Consider the following 17,108-nt stretch of genomic DNA (forward strand, 5'->3'; position numbering starts at 1 on the left):
ATGACAAATATAAATTATTTCTTTAGTTCAACAAGGCTTTGGCATGATTTAAAGCCGAATCTGAAACGACTGCTCCGGATAACATTTGAGCAATTTCAATAACTCTTTCTTCCTGAGACAAAAGCTTCAACTCTGATTGTGTATCATCACCAATCGTAGATTTCGAAACTTTAAAATGCGACTCTCCTTTTGCTGCTATTTGTGGTAAGTGTGTAATAGCAAATATTTGCATTTTTGAACTCATTTCTTTCATGATTTCTCCCATTCTAATCGCTATTTCTCCAGAAACTCCTGTGTCAATTTCATCAAAAATCAAGGTTGGAAGTTTTGAATATTGCGCCAAAATTGCTTTGACAGCCAACATAATACGAGACATTTCTCCTCCAGAAGCTACTTTTTTCAATAAACCGAAATCAGTTCCTTTATTAGCAGAGAATAAAAATTGCAATTCATCTTTTCCGTTACTGAAATACGTTTCTGATGGCAACAATTCCATATTAAAACGAACATTTGGCATTCCTAAAGTTTCTAATATTGAAATCAATTGATTGGATAAAACCGGAATCGCATTTAATCTATTTTGATGAATTGTTACTGAAAAAGCGTCCAATTCTAAAGTTTTTTGGTCTATTGATTTTGATAAAACTGCTATTTCTTCTTCGATATTATCTAATTCAAGAACCTTATTTTCCAGGTTAGCCTGGATTTGTAATAATTCGTCTACAGAATTAACCTGATGTTTTTTTTGCAAATTATAAATTAATTGCAATTTTTGACTGACCAATTCAAGTTGTGCCGGATCATTCAATAATTTTTCAGAAGCATTTTGCAATTCTCTTGAAACATCATCAAATTCAATTGCAACGCTTGTTATTCTTTCAAATAAGCTTTGATATTCTGTCGAAAATGGTGCTATTTTTTGCAAAGACGCTTTAATCTCGTTTAGATTATGAAAAACACCAAATTGTTCTTCATTAGCAACTACAAGAGATTTATCAATTGATTCTTTGATAATCTCAACATTACTCAGTTTCTCGTAATCCGATTCTAATTCTTCTTGTTCTCCAGATTTTAACTTAGCAACAACCAATTCATTCAATAAAAAAGTATTGTATTCCTGCTCTTTTCCCGAATCGCTTTGTTTTTTCAATAAAGCATTCAGTTTCGTTTTATCAGTTTTATATTCTTTTAGCAGTTTTTGGTACGCTAAAATTGTTTCAGCATTATTTGCAATTGCATCAATAATTTTGAACTGAACACTTTCGTCTGATAATTCTTGTGTTTGTTGTTGTGAATGTATATCAATCAAAAACAAACTTAAATCCTGTAATTCCTGAAGATTTACGGGACTATCATTTATAAAAGCACGAGATTTTCCCGAAGGCAAGATTTCACGTCTAATAATAGTTTCATCTTCGTAATCAAGATCATTGCTTTCGAAAAATTCTTTTAAATTGTATTTAGAAATTTCAAAATGAGCTTCAATTACACATTTTTCTTCTTTATTTTTTAACGAAGTAAGATCGGCTCTTTTTCCTAAAACAAGACCAATTGCACCTAATATAATTGATTTACCCGCACCTGTTTCACCTGTAATTATAGAAAAACCTTTTGAAAAGTCTATAGCAAGTTTTTCAATTAGAGCATAATTTTTAATTGACAGCGAAGTAATCATAGAGAAATTTTGTAAATATAAAAGTTAATGAAGTGTGTAAAATTAAACAACTAAAATTTAATTTGCGACCACTTAGTAGAATTCAATGGTGAGACTTTATTCAGAACATCTGTTAAATCTGTAATAGGGATACTTGGACCTCCTGAAAATATAGAGACAATTTCGTCTGATTTTGCATCAAAAAACACTCTTGTCAAAAATGCATTCGGTTTAACCGAATTCAATTTGCCTATAATCATAAGAGCTGATTTTATTTTTTCTTTTGAAGCTTTCAAATCCTCACTCATTCCATCCAATCCTGTATGATATGCATACATTACCTGACGCAAATCACTATACATTGGCGAAACCATGTCATTTATTAAATAATAGCGATTCTGAATTCCATCAGCCTGGCTCCAACCTTTAAAACCACCTTGTTGCGCCACATTTGCAATATTCTGAGCTGTTTCAAGATATTGATTTCCAGCACCCATTTGAAAAGTATCAGCATCCATTCCTAAAATTAAATAGCTGTAAAAAGAAATTACAGAAACTAAATTTGAATCGAATGTTGTAGGATTAAACAATAATGGTTCATACTCTGTATATCTGAAACTAAAATCTTTGTCATTATAATTAAAAACAGGAGACGAATAAGTTGAATTAAAAATCAAACGAGACGATTGCACCTGAATGGTTCCGCTAAACTGATCTGAACTATTAGAAGATAATGTAATATACATCGAACAGTTGATACGTTCGTTTTGTTTTAAAACCGATCCCGTCCAATCTGTTTTATTCACAAACTCAGACAAAGAAGTCTGAAGCGTTTTAAAAACTTGCTGATTAGGATTTGGCAATCTCTCAGTATTAATAGTTACAGTACAATTTAGCTGTTGTGCCTGTGTAAAGCCAAAAATAAAAAAAAACAAAAGTGCAACTATTTTATTCATAAGAAAGGTAATTTGGATTTTACTACAAAAGTAATACTATTCTTGCTTTTAGTTCGTATTTTAACTCTTTATGATTTCACAAAATGCGAAATCACTTTATTTAAAATATCAACGGCCACAAATTCTTTCGATTTTAATTCCATTGGCTCAATTTTAAAGTTTTTATCAATAAAAGTAACTTTATTGGTTTCTTTTTTAAAACCGGCTCCTTCATCTTGCAAGGAATTTAAAACAATCAAATCTAAGTTTTTTTTCTGAATTTTCAGCTTAGCATTCTCAATTTCATTTTCGGTCTCTAATGCAAACCCAATTAAAAATTGATTTTTTTTGATTGTACCCAATGATGCTAAAATATCTTTGGTCTTTTCTAATTCGATTGTAAAATCATCTGCCGCTTTTTTAATCTTTTGCGAAGCTACAACTTTAGGCCTGTAATCTGCAACGGCTGCGGCTGCAATAGCCACATCAACATCATTATAATGTAAATGACAAGCATCATACATCTCCTGCGCCGAAACTACATTGATCACTTCGACTAAACTATTTTTAGCTTTAAAATGTGTTGGTCCTGCGACTAAAATTACCTGAGCTCCTAAATTAGCTGCTTCATTTGCAATATCAAACCCCATTTTTCCAGAAGAATGATTTCCTATAAAACGCACAGGGTCTATTGCTTCGTATGTTGGTCCGGCAGTAATTAGTATTTTTTTCCCTTTAAGAGGTAATTTACTTTCTAAATCAGCTTCCAGGAAAGCAATAATGTTTTCAGGTTCTGCCATTCTGCCTTCTCCTGATAAACCACTTGCTAATTCTCCATTTTCAGCGGGAATCATCACATTACCAAATTGCTTTAAAGCAGCAAAACTGGATAATGTTGATGGATGTTTATACATGTCCAAATCCATTGCCGGAGCGAAATAAACAGGACATTTTGCCGATAAATAAGTTGCAATTAAAAGATTATCACAGTTGCCGGTTGTCATTTTTGACAATGTATTGGCTGTTGCTGGAGCAATTAACATTAAATCGGCCCAAAGTGCCAAGTCAACATGATTGTTCCAAACGGCATCTTCATCCTCTTCATTAAAGAAACTGGAATATACAGGATTTTTTGATAACGTAGATAACGTAAGTGGAGTTACAAAATCCTTAGAAGCAGGTGTCATTATCACTTGGACATGTGCACCTGCTTTTATAAAAAGTCGTACTAATGAAGCTGTTTTATAGGCTGCAATTCCACCAGAAACTCCCAGTAAAATCTTCTTCCCTTTTAAAACTGACATTTATACTATATTATTTATTATTTGTTTGAACCTCTGTGGTAAGTTTTACCATCTAACCATTCCTGAACAGCTAAAGCGTGTGGTTTAGGTAATTTTTCGTAAAATTTAGAAACTTCAATTTGCTCTTTATTTTCAAAAACTTCTTCAAGACTGTCATTGTAAGTAGCAAACTCTTCTAATTTTTCAGTTAATTCTTTTTTAATTTCAGAATTAATTTGATTTGCTCTTTTAGCCATAATGGTAATTGCTTCATACACATTTCCTGTTGGCTCTTCAATAACTGTTTTATTGTAAGTTATTGTATTTACAGGAGCATTCGTCTTTTTTAAATCCATGACTTTATTTTATTTTAGTAAATTTTTGTAAATCAGTTTCAACCTTAGCATTCATTTCGTCTGCTTTCTCTTTGTATTTTGTAGCGCTGTTAAACTTAATTAAGTTGTTATACGCTGCTTTTGCAATATTTAAACGTTCTTCCATTTTTGCAGGAATACTGTTTATTGCCAATTGGTATGCCGAATCATATTTGTAGAACAACGCATCTTCTTTGAATGGTGTTCCCGGAAAATCAGCGATAAAATTATCAAAAGCAATTAATGCTGATTTATAATCTGAAATCGTATTGTATCCTTTAGCATTTTCGTATGCTTTTTTCTCTAGTTTACCGTTCAAAATTTTAACAGCCTCATTTGCCTGAGCAATGTATTCAGAGTTTGGATAGTTATCAATAAACGCTTGTAATTTCTCTAAAGCTTTTACTGTATCTGTTTGATCTAAACTGTAAACAGGAGCTAATTTTGAATAACTGAAAGCTCCAAGAAAAGCTGCTTCCTGAACTTTCTCACTACGAGGATATCCTGAAACAAAGCTTTCGAACTGGTAACCAGCTAAATAATATTGTTTTGTCTTATAATAAGACTGAGAAAACATATAAAATAATTTTTCTGCCTGAGGCTTACCTCTATATGTAGGTGCTAATTGCTCAAAAAGACGAATCGCTTTTGAATATTTTCCTGCATCATACATCTTTGTTGCTATATCAAACTTTGCCGCAACATCTTCATTTTTCAATGCTTTTTGGTAATCACTACAAGAACAAAAAAGGACAACAACAATTAATAGAGATACTATTTTTTTCATTTTCTTACTTTTATTATGATTTCTTAGACAATTATGCCAAAGCAAAATCACACCGAAGTTCCGGTGGCAAATTTAGTTATTAATTTAGCTACTACAAAATATTTTTTGGTATATTAAAATACCGGTAATCTTACTGTTATTTAATGCTGTTTTTAACAAATTCATTCAATCTGTTTGCCAGAGATTCATCGACAGTTACCAAAGGTAAACGCACAACATTCTCAGCAATATCAAGGGCTTGAAAGACTTGTTTGATTCCGGCAGGATTTCCTTGCTCAAAAATCATATCAATACAATCTGATAAAAAGTATTGTGTTTTAAACGCCTCATTTACTTTTCTATTCAGTCCTAAACGGATCATTTCTGAAAATTCTTTCGGAAAACCTTGTCCAATTACAGAAATTACTCCTGCTCCACCGGCCAAAACAATTGGCAATGCAATCAAATCGTCTCCTGAAATTACAAGGAAATCTTTTGGTGCATTTTTTATTAATTGCATAGCCTGAGCCAAATCGCCCGCAGCTTCTTTTATTGCTACAATATTACTAAAATCATTTGCCAAACGCACTACTGTTGCCGGCAACATATTACTTGATGTTCTTCCCGGAACATTATATAAAATTACCGGAATTGGCGAAGCTTCAGCAATTGCTTTAAAATGCTGATAGATTCCTTCTTGTGTTGGCTTGTTATAATAAGGAGAAACAGAAAGAATGGCTTCAAAAGCTGAAAAATCTCTTGTTTGCAATTCCTCAACAATTTGCATTGTATTATTTCCTCCAACACCAAGAACTAAAGGCAATCTTCCTTTATTGACATCGATTACTGTATTAATAACCAATTCTTTTTCGGCTTGTGTTAAGGTAGCATTTTCTGCTGTTGTTCCCATAACTACAAGATATTCAACCCCTCCATCAATCGAAAAGTTAACGATGCGGTGTAAAGCTTCAATATCTACTGAAAAGTCTTTTTTAAATGGAGTCACAAGCGCAACACCAGTTCCTATTAATGATTGCATATTCTAATTTATGTTTTATTTTATACTCTTTAAATACTTAAACAATTCTGTGACGAAAAGTTTATAATCCTCTATAGTGGTATTCATCATCCAGCGGTTTACGCTTTTATCGATTGATGAAAATCCTACTTTAAATTTAGCTTTTGATTTACTGGTTATCATCATCAAAATACTTTTTTCGATATCATAATAACTAATCAAAAGATCAAATTCTGTGTCTATAAATTCATTCAGAAAATCTTCTGTAACCTCTGCTCTCCAATTGATATTTTTTTTACCAAAAGTAGGTATCGAATACGTTTCTTTCTGCTTAAATTTATCTCTATACGCAACAACTTTTATGCTTTCAGGCTTTATTCCCTGTAGGGTTAGTTCTTTTACTAACTCTTTTGAATGATGAAATTCACTCTCATCTATCAATAAACCAATTGTTTGTATATTGCTTGTAAAGACTTCGTTTTTGACATTACGCAGGTTATTTTTTAATGATTTTTTTACAAAAAATTCCTTTATATAATTTAAAAACATAGTACTTTTACCAGATTACAAAATTAATTATTTAAGTCGCATTTAAGATGGTAAAACTAAAAAAGTATAACGGATTTTTGAAACTTTTTGTTATATTCTTAACACTTTTTTTTATATTTTCCTGCAGTCAGAAAAATTATAACTTAACGAAGATAGAAGGAAAACAGCTTCCAATTACAGAAAAGGATGCAGAAACTCCTGAAATTGAAAAATTTATAAAGCCATATCGCGATCATATCAACAAAGACTTGGACAGCGTTCTTGCTTATTGTCCTGAAACACTTGATAAAAGTACAGGAAAATGGCAAACTACCATTGGAAGTTTATTGGCAGATGTTTGTGTAGAAAGAGGAAATCTAGTTTTTAAGGCTCGTGAGAAAAAAGAGATAGATTTATGTTTATTAAATCACGGGGGGATTCGCGCTATTTTACCTAAAGGTAATGTAACAACAAGAACTGCTTTTGAGATTATGCCTTTTGAAAACAATCTGGTTGTTGTAGCCTTAAAAGGACAACAAATTCTAGAAATCGCGGCTTATATTATTAAGGAGAAAAAACCTCAGCCTTTATCAGGAATGACTTTTACAATAACAAAAGACAATACAGCTAAAAATATTTTGATTCAGGGAAAACCTCTTGATATTAACAAAGTCTATTATGTAGCTACAAATGATTATTTGGCAAATGGTGGCGACAGCATGACTTTCTTTGCTAAAGGTGTTCAAAAATTTGACTTGAATTATAAACTTCGAAATGTATTGATTGATTATTTTAAACAAGTTGATACAATTCCGGTACCTAAAAATATCCGAATTACTGAAGAATAAAAAAAAATCGCCACGAATTTCACGAATTTTCACTAATTACTATTCGTAAAATTCATTGCAGAAAAAAACTTAATTACAATATCGTTTCCTCAAAAAATATACAAAATGAAAAGAAGAGAATTTATCGAAAAAACAGCCGCAAGTACAGCCTTATTAAGTTTAGGATTGTCATTAAGCAGTTTTGGAACTAACGATATAAAACACTTAACGATTCTACATACTAATGATGTTCACAGCCATATTGATCCTTTTCCGGCTGATGATCCCCGTAACCCAAACAAAGGCGGTGTCTCTCGACGTGCGGCACTTATTGAAACCATTCGTAAGGAAAATCCAAATGTACTTTTATTAGATGCCGGTGACATTTTTCAGGGAACTCCATATTTTAATTATTATGGAGGTGAACTTGAATTTAAGTTAATGAGCATGATGAAATATGATGCATCAACGATAGGAAATCATGATTTTGATAATGGTCTTGATGGTTTGTACGCTCAAATGCCTCATGCCACTTTTGAATTTATCAACTCTAATTATGACTTTAAAAATACGGTCATGAACGGACTTGTAAAACCATACAAAATCTTTAATAAAAATGGTATTAAAATTGGTGTTTTTGGTGTAGGAATTGAACTTGCAGGCTTGGTAGATAAACAAATGTACAAAGAGACCGTTTATAACAATCCTGTAGAAGTTGCTCAGGACATGACACAATTGTTGAAAAAAGAAGAAAAATGTGATTTAGTTATTTGTCTTTCGCATTTAGGCTATAAATACAAAGACGACGAATCTAAAATTTCTGATTTAAAATTTGCTGCACAAACTCAGGATATTGATTTGATTATTGGCGGTCATACACACACTTTTCTGGACAAACCAACTGTTGTAAAGAATAAAGCCGGACAAGATGTTTTGGTTAATCAGGTAGGTTGCTACGGAATTAATTTAGGAAGAATAGATTTTTATTTTGATAAAGATAAAGCGCATACTAATCAGGGGAAATCAATTGTTGTATAATATTTTCTTCTGAATTCTAGCTTTTTCAAGGAAATATTCGACCATAAAAAAGTAAGCCAAAATTTGAGTCACATCCCGAATTAAAACTAAAACTACTGAATAAGAGAAGTATTCATTGAAAATATAGAAGATGTCTGAAAATATATAACTAATGGCCATTAGAGACATTAACAATGCCAGATGCGTTCCTTTAGTTATATAACTTATAAACGAGAAGCAACTTAAGGCGCTTAGAACTATCCCGTAAAAAGTATAAAGTATATTGTACTTTTTCATGCTATCCAACTGCAAACTTAGCACTGAAATAAGCAAATAAACTATAAATATAACAACTATAGAGATTGGCAAAATATCTTTTTTTGCCAGTCTTATACGTTCGTGTTCCTGCATAAAAAGTTTTACTATTAAGAGATAGACAACTAAAAAACTTAATACTCCGCCAATTTCAGAAACTTCAACATCCATTAAATCAAACACCTGACCTACAAAACAAAACAAAAAGATCAGACCTTCTGTTTTTCCTATTTTAAGCTCGCTGCTAATTAAGAAATAAATAAAAATTGACGGAACGACAATTGCTTTTGCATACATACCCAAGAAATCTTGTCCCGTCCAATCAAAAATGATTGTAAACAGTAAAGCTAGAAAGAATAAAATCAACGATGGTTTATTCGCTTTCATTTAATTTGGTTATAAAATCTTCCTCTGATAATATAGGGATATTTAATTTATTGGCTTTTTCTAATTTTGCCGGTCCCATATTATCTCCCGCAACAACAAAATCAGTTTTAGCAGAAATTGAACTTCCTACTTTTCCACCATTATCTTCAATGGCTTTCTTTAGCTCATCTCTTGAAAATTGAGCAAAAACTCCTGAAACTACAAATGTTTTCCCGACAAATTTCTCTGTAGCATTTGGATTTATTTTTTCGACAATTTCAAATTGAACACCATGATTTTTCAGGCGTTCAATTATAGTTTTGTTTTCTTCATTTTCAAAAAATTCAATTACGCTTTTAGCAATTCGTTCCCCAATTTCATCAACCAAAATCAAATCCATTAGAGATGCCTGACTTAACGCTTCTATGTTTTTATAATGTTTGGCCAATTTCTTAGCTACAGTTTCTCCAACAAAACGAATTCCAAGTGCAAACAAAACGCTTTCGAACGGAATTTCTTTTGATTTTTCAACGCCTTTTACCAGATTTTCAGCCGATTTTTGTGCCATTCTTTCCAAATGTAAAATATCTTCGACTTTCAATTCGTATAAATCAGCATAATTATGTACTAAATCATTCTTGAAAAGCAGCGCTACAGTTTCTCCTCCAAGTCCTTCAATATCCATTGCTTTTCTTGAGATATAATGTTGGATTCGTCCGATAATCTGCGGAGGACAACCGTAAAAATTTGGACAATAATGATTGGCTTCGCCTTCGTTTCTAACTAATTCTGTCTGACATTCAGGGCAATGTGTGATATATTGGGTTACTTCTGAATTTTCGGGGCGTTGTGATAAATCTACTGCAATAATTTTAGGGATAATCTCACCTCCTTTTTCAACAAAAACAGTGTCATTTATTCTTATATCTAATTTCTCAATTTGATCTGCATTGTGCAAAGAAGCTCTTTTTACAATAGTTCCAGCCAATTGCACTGGCTCTAAATTTGCTACTGGAGTAATTGCTCCCGTTCTCCCAACCTGGTATGAAATTGATTTTAATGTGGTTGAAACTTGCTCTGATTTAAATTTGTAAGCAATTGCCCAACGGGGTGATTTTGCTGTATAACCTAATTCTTCCTGATGTTGAATACTATTTACTTTTATTACAACTCCATCTGTTTCATAAGGTAAATTATGACGATGTACATCCCAATAATCGATAAAATCGAAAACTTCCTGCATATTATTCACCAATTTTGCTTCGTTTGGAACTTTAAATCCCCATTTTCTGGCTGATTCTAATCCTTCAAACTGAGAAGAAAAAGGTAAATTATTTCCGGTTACAAAATATAATAAACATTCTAATGGGCGTTTTGCAACCTCAGCACTGTCTTGCAGTTTTAAACTTCCTGAAGCTGTATTTCTTGGATTTGAATAGGGTGTTTCTCCAATTTCAATTAATTCCTGGTTCATTTTTTCAAAACCTGCAAAAGGCAGAATAATTTCGCCGCGAATATCAAATTTATCCGGATAGTTTCCTTTTAACTGTAAAGGAATCGATTTTATGGTTTTAATATTATTAGTCACTTCATCTCCCTGAAAACCATCTCCGCGTGTTAAAGCCTGAACTAGTTTTCCGTTTTCGTAAGTAATACTTATCGAAGCTCCGTCATATTTCAGCTCGCAAGTGTATTGCAAAGCGACATTTCCTAATACTTTCTGAATTCGGTTTTCCCAGTCCAATAAATCTTCTTTAGAATAAGAATTATCCAGGGAATACATTCTATATTGATGCGCAATTGTTTTAAAATTCTTGGTAACGGTTCCTCCTACTCGCTGCGTTGGCGAGTTTTCATCAAAAAATTCAGGATGTTTATTTTCTAAATCTTGTAGTTCTTTTAATTTAATATCAAAATCATAGTCAGAAATTGTCGCGTTATCTAACACGTAATAGTTGTAATTGTGTTGATTAAGTTCGTTTCTTAAATTCTGGATTGTTTCTTGAATATTCATAAGATAATAAAATGATGCGGGTTGTAATTTAGAATAATTGAATATCAAAATTAGGATTTTTTTGTTCAAAAACAGTAAAAACCAAAAGTTTTATAAAATCAAAAATCAAGCTGCAAAATGATGCAGCCTGATTTTCTTCTTGTCCATTATTCTTAAAAAAGAATTAACAAAACCAACTTCCAAATGGTTTCTTCGCTCTATTCTTTACTACTGATAATCAAATTATTAGATCGCAAGTATAAAACTATTTCTGGATAATAATGAAGTCTGAGCGTCTGTTTAATAAATGTTCCTCTTCGGTACATTTTATACCATTTTTACATTTATTAATTATTCGACTTTCGCCATAACCTATTGCACTTTCTATTCTTGAAGCGTCAATATCCTGCGAAACGATATAATCACGTGTTGCTTTGGCTCTGTTGTCTGATAGCTTCATGTTGTAAGCATCTTTCCCACGGGAATCTGTGTGTGATTCAATTTTGATTTTAACGTTAGGAAATTTTCTCATAACAAAAACTACTTTAGACAATTCTTCAATTGCAAGTGGCGTAATATCATATTTATCATAGTCAAAATAAATAGGCTTAACATCCACTTTTTCAACTCCTTTTTTCTTAACTACTAAATCATCGTAATTACTAAGTTCGAAGTTAACGTCTTTAATTTCGCCTTCGTTTTCCAAGGTAGTTTCAACAGTTTTTTCGTCGCTGCTGTAATTAGGCTTTGCCGCAATCATTTTAATCACTTTTCCACAAGGAACAGTAACCACATATTTACCATCATAATTTGTTTTAGTTTCTGCAAGGATTTCACTGTAAGAGTTATATGCCATGATTGAAACATCTGTAAGCGGTAATTTTGTTTTTCTGTCAAATGCCATACCTGAAATGTTTTGATTGCAAACAGGTTTTCCTTTTATGAAGGAATAGATATCGTCATCGCCTTTACCTTCGGCTCTGTTTGAGGAAACATAACCATAACTGCCTGTTTTATCAATTAAAAAAGCAAAATCATCTTTGTTGCTATTTATTGGAGCTCCCAGATTTTTTGGCGTTGTAAATGTTCCATTGGCTGAAAAGTTACTTTCGTACACATCTAAATCTCCCCTGCCGTAATGTCCATCTGAAGAAAAGTAAAGTACTCCGTTACGGTAAAAAGGAAAAACATCATTTCCGATGGTGTTAATCTTTGGTCCCAGATTTATTGGGGAACCCATCGTGCCATCACTGGCAATTTTCACATAATACAAATCACTTTCACCAAAACCTCCCGGCATATCTGACGCAAAGAAAAGATATTGACCATCGTCACTCAAAGAAGGATGACCAACTGAGTACTCATTACTGTCAAAGGGTACTTTCTGCGGGTTTTCTAATTTTCCATCGGTCATATCACCTTTTATAATTTGAAAATTATTGACCTTTTCCTGATCAATAACCAATTTATTTTTCTTTACAATATTTGTAGAATAATAAATTGTTTTTCCGCTGGCATCAAAACTTGCCGTTGCTTCGTGATATTTAGTCATTACATTTGGAAGAAATACTTTTTCATTAAACAAACTTCCGTCTGCAGGATTTCGCTCAGCGATATACAAATTCAGAAACGGCTGGTTGTTCCAGGTGTATAATTTTTGACTGAATTTTGTGGTATCTCTTGCTGATGTAAAGACTATTTTTTCTTGATAAAAAGTAGCTCCAAAATCGGATTTACTGGTATTGATATCTAAATTTTTTAAGGTGTAAAGAGATTTTGCTTTAGACAAACTATCCATTTGCGCTTTTTGAGCAACGTAGCGATTGATCTCGTTTTTATCTCCTTTTTTATTCAGATATTCTTTTGTGATTTTATCTGCTTCATCATAATCCATAACCGCTTTCATGGTCTGGATGTAACGCAAATAATAAATATCAGTCAAATTATTGCCTTGTACTTCATATAATTTTCGATACCATTTTAGTGCATTTTGGGCATCTGAAATAAAATAATACGAGTCGGCAGCATTCTTCAACGTCTGAGCAGATGGATTCTCTATCTTTTGTAAAATTTCCTCATACGCTTTTGAAGCATCGGCATAAGAATAATTTCTAAACAGGGCATCCGCTTTTTTTAGATTTGTTTGAGCAAAACCTAATGTAAAACTCAATACTAAACTCAGGATATATAATTTTTTCATAGGTTGTTTTTTTAGAAGAATCGAGGAGATTTAATTTTGCGTTCACCTTTATTGAACTGATATTTCAAGATGAATTCATGTGTCCCATCGTTGTATTTGTTCAATTGACTTACCGTATAATCAAAAGCATATCCTAAATAGAAGCTTTTAGATATTTGAAAACCTGCCAGAATACTTACAGAATCATCTGTTCTGTACGCACCTCCGATAACAAATTTTTCTGCAATCATAAAATTCGCCGAAATATCAGCAGTAAGTGGTGCTCCACTCACTGCTTTTACTAAAAATGCCGGTTTAAATTTCAAATTCGGATTCAAATCAAAAACATAACCTCCCATTAAATAATAATGCAAACGATCATAATTAATAGATTCCTGAACGTCGTCATAATAATCACTTTGAATAAAGCTAGGAACCGAAAGCCCTAAATACCATTTATCGGTATAATAATAAACTCCTGCTCCAATAGCTAATTTTGCCTGATTATCAACATTTTGATTTAACAAAACATCATTATTATCATAATATCTCCCTTTTGACCAATCTATATTCAACATTCTCATACCCGCTTTTATCCCAAAGGCTAATCTCTTTTCATAGCCTAGCGCTATTGAATAAGCGAAGTTTCCGTCAAGATACAATTCGTTTGAAGGACCAATTTTGTCGTTAACGACACTTAATCCTAAACCAATTTTCTCATTTCGAAGCGGTGCGTGAACAGAAAATGATTGTGTTTCTGGTGCTCCAGAAATACCTACCCATTGTGAACGGTGCAAAAGCGTTGCGTCTATCGTGCCGGTAGACCCAGCATAAGCTGGATTTACCGCCATCGCATTATACATATACTGTGTGTACTCGGGATCCTGTTGTGCACTTGCACAAACTGTGACAAACGAACATATTAAAATGAAATACGTTTCTAATGATTTTATATATAGTTTCATAACGATACTTATTTAGTTTAATTAATTAGATGATTAATAACAATGCTTATCTCATTATAGATAACCATCCTTTTTTAACCGATCCATCTCCAATGGCTATCACATAAAAATAAGTACCTGTTGGCAACATATCTCCTCTATTAACTACACCTGATACATTGGCAGTTCCGTCCCAGTCATTTTCATAATGCTGTTTACTATATACTAATGAACCGTATCTGTTAAATACTTTCAACTCGTTATTTGGATATGTTTCGATACAATCAATTCTAAAGAGATCGTTTGATCCATCATTATTTGGAGTGAACTCGTTATAAACTGTCAAACAAATTGGCTGTACTGTAGCAGTAGCCGTGTTGTTTGCTGCATCAACATCCAACGGAGTCGAAACTACGATACTGGCAACATTTGTATAGTCACCGCTTGGTAATACCTGAGCTGTAACAGTTAACGTAACACTTTGTCCAGAATTCAGAGTTGGAATTGTCCAAAGATGTGTAATTGGGTCGTATGTACCTACTGTTGTATTAGAACTAATTAAAGTATACCCGTTTGGCAGTAATTCACTAACGATCGTATTAATAAAATCACCTTCTCCAACATTGTTTACGGTAATTGTAAATGTTACCTCATCACCAAAATTTGGTGTTGGATTACTAACTGTATTGGTAATCGTTAAATCAGAACATGTAGCAACTGTAACGTTTAATGATTTTGTTGTGGTTTCATCACAATTATTTGTATATGTTACCTCAACTTTACCTGGTCCTATATCAGACCATGAAACTGTTACTGATCCATCTGCATTTCCTCCGCCGGAAACTATTTTTCCATTAGTAATTGTCCAAACATAATTTGATTTTCCGTTTGCTATTGAATAAGTAACTCCTTTGAAAACACATGGTGTGTCATCTGTAGTTGCTAATTGTACTAAAGCATCGTTTTCAAAATTAACAACCACTCCTAATCTTGTAGCGCCCTCACAACCATTTGTTGTATTGCTTAAAGCACCTGCATAGTATGTTGCTGCTATTAATGGTGTGTTTGCTGCTAACGGTGTTCCGCCGGTTGCAGATGAATACCAAACTACGTTAGGTTCGTTTACCAATATATTTGCTAATGTTGGCAACGCTGATAAACAGAATGTTTGCGTTGTTTTAGGTGTAGTAATAACACCTGGTGTATTTACACTTACCGCAACTGCTAATCTTACCGGATTTTCACAACCTGAATTGCTTGAAACAACTCCATAATATGTTCCGGTAGCTAAAGCTGTTGTCGCCGGAATTGCTGTTCCTCCAGTTGGCGTACTATACCAAATTACATTTGCTTCGTTTACCTGAATATTAGAAACTTTTGGTGCATTTATTGAACAAAAGTCTTGTGAAGCATCTGTAGTTGTTGGCGTTGGACTCGGATCTGAAACTGTAACAGTAACTTGCAAACGAGTTGTACTCTCACATCCTGTTATCGGATCTTTAATATTTCCGTAATATATACCATTAGTTAAAGCTGTTGTAGGTGGAATTACTGTTCCCCCTGTTGAAGCGGTATACCAAACTACATTAGCTTCGTTTACCTGAATACTTGCAACTGTTGGCACATTTACAGAACAGAAATCTTGTGTAGTATCTGTTGTTGTTGGATTCACTGTGTTTCCAATAGTAATTGTAACTTTTAATCTAGTGTTACTTTCACAACCCGTTACCGGATCTTTTATGGCTCCAAAATAATCTCCGCTTACTAATGCTGTTGTTGGAGCAATTGCTGTTCCGCCTGTTGCAGCACTATACCAAACTACATTAGCTTCGTTTACCTGAATATTAGAAACCTTAGGCAAATCACCTGAACAGAAAACCTGAGTTACTGCTGTTGTTGTTGGTGTTCCCGGATCTGTTATACTAATTGTTACTAGTAAACGAACTGAACTTTCACAACCTGTAACTGCATCTTTTAATGTTGCATAATAAGCACCATTTGCTAAAGGTGTTGTTGGAGTAATTACTGTTCCTCCGGTTGCTGCAGTGTACCAAATAACATTACTTTCATTTACCTGAATGTTTGCTACTGTTGAAGCATTAACTAAACAGAAATTTTGTGTAGTATCTGTCGTTGTTGGCGTAGCCGGATCAGTTACACTTACTGCAACTTGCAATCTTACTGCACTTTCGCATGTAGTTGTTGGATCTACAATCGATGCAAAATAATTTCCTGTTGCTAAAGCTGTTGTTGGTGCAATTACTGTTCCGCCTGTTGCTGTGGCATACCAAACTATACTTCCTGTTGCTGGTGTATTAACCTGAATGTTTGCTACAGTTGGAGCATTTACTAAACAGAAATCTTGTGTTGTATCTACTGTAGTTGGTGTTCCAGGATCAGTTACGCTGATGTTGATCGCTAATCTCACATTGCTTTCGCAAGTTGTTGTTGGATCTTTGATTGCGGCGTAATATGTTCCAGTTGTTAATGCTGTTGCTGGTGGAATTAAATTTCCTCCGGTTAAAGCATCGTACCAAACAATATTTGTCGCTGGACTTACGTCGATTGTTGCAAATGTTGGTGCATCAATCAAACAGAAATTCTGCTCTGTTTTGGTAATTACTGGTGTTCCCGGATCAGTCACGCTGATGTTGATCGCTAATCTAACTTTACTCTCACAAGTTGTTGTTGGATCTTTGATTGCTGCATAATAAGTTCCAGTTGTTAATGCTGTTGCTGGTGGAATTAAATTTCCTCCGGTTAAAGCATCATACCAAACAATATTTGCCGCTGGACTTACATCAATTGATGCAAATGTTGGAGCATTTACTAAACAGAAATCTTGAGTTGTTTTAGTAATTACTGGTGTTCCAGGATCAGTCACGCTGATATTGATCGCTAATCTAACT

Annotated in this window: 14 protein-coding genes; 2 read left to right on the forward strand and 12 right to left on the reverse strand. The window is 33.3% G+C overall.

What is annotated here, in order from left to right:
* Positions 1 to 22: 22 nt before the first annotated feature.
* From recN to LPB88_RS19970, 7 genes are all read right to left on the reverse strand, one after another.
* Positions 23 to 1,675 (reverse strand): DNA repair protein RecN, encoded by a 1,653-nt coding sequence (gene recN / locus LPB88_RS19940; protein ID WP_230717434.1) that lies wholly within the window; start codon positions 1,673 to 1,675, stop codon positions 23 to 25.
* Positions 1,676 to 1,725: 50 nt separating this feature from the next.
* Positions 1,726 to 2,610 (reverse strand): DUF4835 family protein, encoded by an 885-nt coding sequence (locus LPB88_RS19945; RefSeq protein WP_230717435.1) that lies wholly within the window; start codon positions 2,608 to 2,610, stop codon positions 1,726 to 1,728.
* Between the two features lie 68 nt (positions 2,611 to 2,678).
* Complete coding sequence (coaBC, locus tag LPB88_RS19950; protein ID WP_230717436.1) at positions 2,679 to 3,893, reverse strand: bifunctional phosphopantothenoylcysteine decarboxylase/phosphopantothenate--cysteine ligase CoaBC; 1,215 nt, start codon at positions 3,891 to 3,893, stop codon at positions 2,679 to 2,681.
* Positions 3,894 to 3,910: 17 nt separating this feature from the next.
* On the reverse strand, positions 3,911 to 4,228 hold the full coding sequence (locus LPB88_RS19955; RefSeq protein ID WP_007807938.1) for a DNA-directed RNA polymerase subunit omega: 318 nt from the start codon (positions 4,226 to 4,228) through the stop codon (positions 3,911 to 3,913).
* Positions 4,229 to 4,232: 4 nt separating this feature from the next.
* The gene (locus tag LPB88_RS19960; RefSeq protein ID WP_230717437.1) at positions 4,233 to 5,033 is read right to left on the reverse strand and encodes an outer membrane protein assembly factor BamD; all 801 of its coding nucleotides are present in this window, start codon (positions 5,031 to 5,033) and stop codon (positions 4,233 to 4,235) included.
* 136 nt (positions 5,034 to 5,169) lie between these two features.
* Positions 5,170 to 6,051 (reverse strand): 4-hydroxy-tetrahydrodipicolinate synthase, encoded by an 882-nt coding sequence (gene dapA / locus LPB88_RS19965; protein ID WP_230717438.1) that lies wholly within the window; start codon positions 6,049 to 6,051, stop codon positions 5,170 to 5,172.
* Between the two features lie 15 nt (positions 6,052 to 6,066).
* Positions 6,067 to 6,579, reverse strand: a complete 513-nt coding sequence (locus tag LPB88_RS19970; protein ID WP_230717439.1) for a hypothetical protein — start codon at positions 6,577 to 6,579, stop codon at positions 6,067 to 6,069.
* 47 nt (positions 6,580 to 6,626) lie between these two features.
* Here LPB88_RS19970 and LPB88_RS19975 point away from each other — a divergent pair, with 47 nt between their 5' ends.
* Complete coding sequence (locus LPB88_RS19975) at positions 6,627 to 7,406, forward strand: 5'-nucleotidase C-terminal domain-containing protein (RefSeq protein ID WP_230717440.1); 780 nt, start codon at positions 6,627 to 6,629, stop codon at positions 7,404 to 7,406.
* Positions 7,407 to 7,511: 105 nt separating this feature from the next.
* The gene (locus tag LPB88_RS19980; protein ID WP_230717441.1) at positions 7,512 to 8,423 is read left to right on the forward strand and encodes a bifunctional UDP-sugar hydrolase/5'-nucleotidase; all 912 of its coding nucleotides are present in this window, start codon (positions 7,512 to 7,514) and stop codon (positions 8,421 to 8,423) included.
* On the opposite strand, the gene LPB88_RS19985 is transcribed toward LPB88_RS19980, so the two are convergent.
* The 5 genes from LPB88_RS19985 to LPB88_RS20005 form a co-directional block, all read right to left on the reverse strand.
* A complete protein-coding gene (locus LPB88_RS19985) occupies positions 8,409 to 9,104 on the reverse strand; it encodes a lysoplasmalogenase family protein (RefSeq protein WP_230717442.1) in 696 nt (231 codons plus the stop codon). The genes LPB88_RS19980 and LPB88_RS19985 overlap by 15 nt on opposite strands.
* Entirely contained in the window at positions 9,091 to 11,097 is a 2,007-nt protein-coding gene (ligA, locus tag LPB88_RS19990) for an NAD-dependent DNA ligase LigA (RefSeq protein WP_230717443.1), read from the reverse strand. Before ligA ends, LPB88_RS19985 begins: the two co-directional genes overlap by 14 nt.
* 244 nt (positions 11,098 to 11,341) lie before the next feature.
* Complete coding sequence (locus tag LPB88_RS19995) at positions 11,342 to 13,276, reverse strand: OmpA family protein (RefSeq protein ID WP_230717444.1); 1,935 nt, start codon at positions 13,274 to 13,276, stop codon at positions 11,342 to 11,344.
* 11 nt (positions 13,277 to 13,287) lie between these two features.
* On the reverse strand, positions 13,288 to 14,220 hold the full coding sequence (locus LPB88_RS20000; RefSeq protein ID WP_230717445.1) for a type IX secretion system membrane protein PorP/SprF: 933 nt from the start codon (positions 14,218 to 14,220) through the stop codon (positions 13,288 to 13,290).
* Between the two features lie 46 nt (positions 14,221 to 14,266).
* Positions 14,267 to 17,108, reverse strand: a 2,842-nt coding sequence (locus LPB88_RS20005; protein WP_230717446.1) for a gliding motility-associated C-terminal domain-containing protein, incomplete at its 5' end; no start/stop codon positions are given.

Origin of the sequence: Flavobacterium sp. JAS (genome assembly GCF_020991455.1) — a bacterium.
In the GTDB taxonomy this organism is placed as follows: Bacteria; Bacteroidota; Bacteroidia; order Flavobacteriales; family Flavobacteriaceae; genus Flavobacterium.

What these genes read in the sequence shown, in the direction of transcription:
- recN (WP_230717434.1), bottom strand. Translation starts at nt 1,675, where the DNA reads ATGATTACTTCGCTGTCAATTAAAAATTATGCTCTAATTGAAAAACTT.
- LPB88_RS19945 (WP_230717435.1), bottom strand. Translation starts at nt 2,610, where the DNA reads ATGAATAAAATAGTTGCACTTTTGTTTTTTTTTATTTTTGGCTTTACA.
- coaBC (WP_230717436.1), bottom strand. Translation starts at nt 3,893, where the DNA reads ATGTCAGTTTTAAAAGGGAAGAAGATTTTACTGGGAGTTTCTGGTGGA.
- LPB88_RS19955 (WP_007807938.1), bottom strand. Translation starts at nt 4,228, where the DNA reads ATGGATTTAAAAAAGACGAATGCTCCTGTAAATACAATAACTTACAAT.
- LPB88_RS19960 (WP_230717437.1), bottom strand. Translation starts at nt 5,033, where the DNA reads ATGAAAAAAATAGTATCTCTATTAATTGTTGTTGTCCTTTTTTGTTCT.
- dapA (WP_230717438.1), bottom strand. Translation starts at nt 6,051, where the DNA reads ATGCAATCATTAATAGGAACTGGTGTTGCGCTTGTGACTCCATTTAAA.
- LPB88_RS19970 (WP_230717439.1), bottom strand. Translation starts at nt 6,579, where the DNA reads ATGTTTTTAAATTATATAAAGGAATTTTTTGTAAAAAAATCATTAAAA.
- LPB88_RS19975 (WP_230717440.1), top strand. Translation starts at nt 6,627, where the DNA reads ATGGTAAAACTAAAAAAGTATAACGGATTTTTGAAACTTTTTGTTATA.
- LPB88_RS19980 (WP_230717441.1), top strand. Translation starts at nt 7,512, where the DNA reads ATGAAAAGAAGAGAATTTATCGAAAAAACAGCCGCAAGTACAGCCTTA.
- LPB88_RS19985 (WP_230717442.1), bottom strand. Translation starts at nt 9,104, where the DNA reads ATGAAAGCGAATAAACCATCGTTGATTTTATTCTTTCTAGCTTTACTG.
- ligA (WP_230717443.1), bottom strand. Translation starts at nt 11,097, where the DNA reads ATGAATATTCAAGAAACAATCCAGAATTTAAGAAACGAACTTAATCAA.
- LPB88_RS19995 (WP_230717444.1), bottom strand. Translation starts at nt 13,276, where the DNA reads ATGAAAAAATTATATATCCTGAGTTTAGTATTGAGTTTTACATTAGGT.
- LPB88_RS20000 (WP_230717445.1), bottom strand. Translation starts at nt 14,220, where the DNA reads ATGAAACTATATATAAAATCATTAGAAACGTATTTCATTTTAATATGT.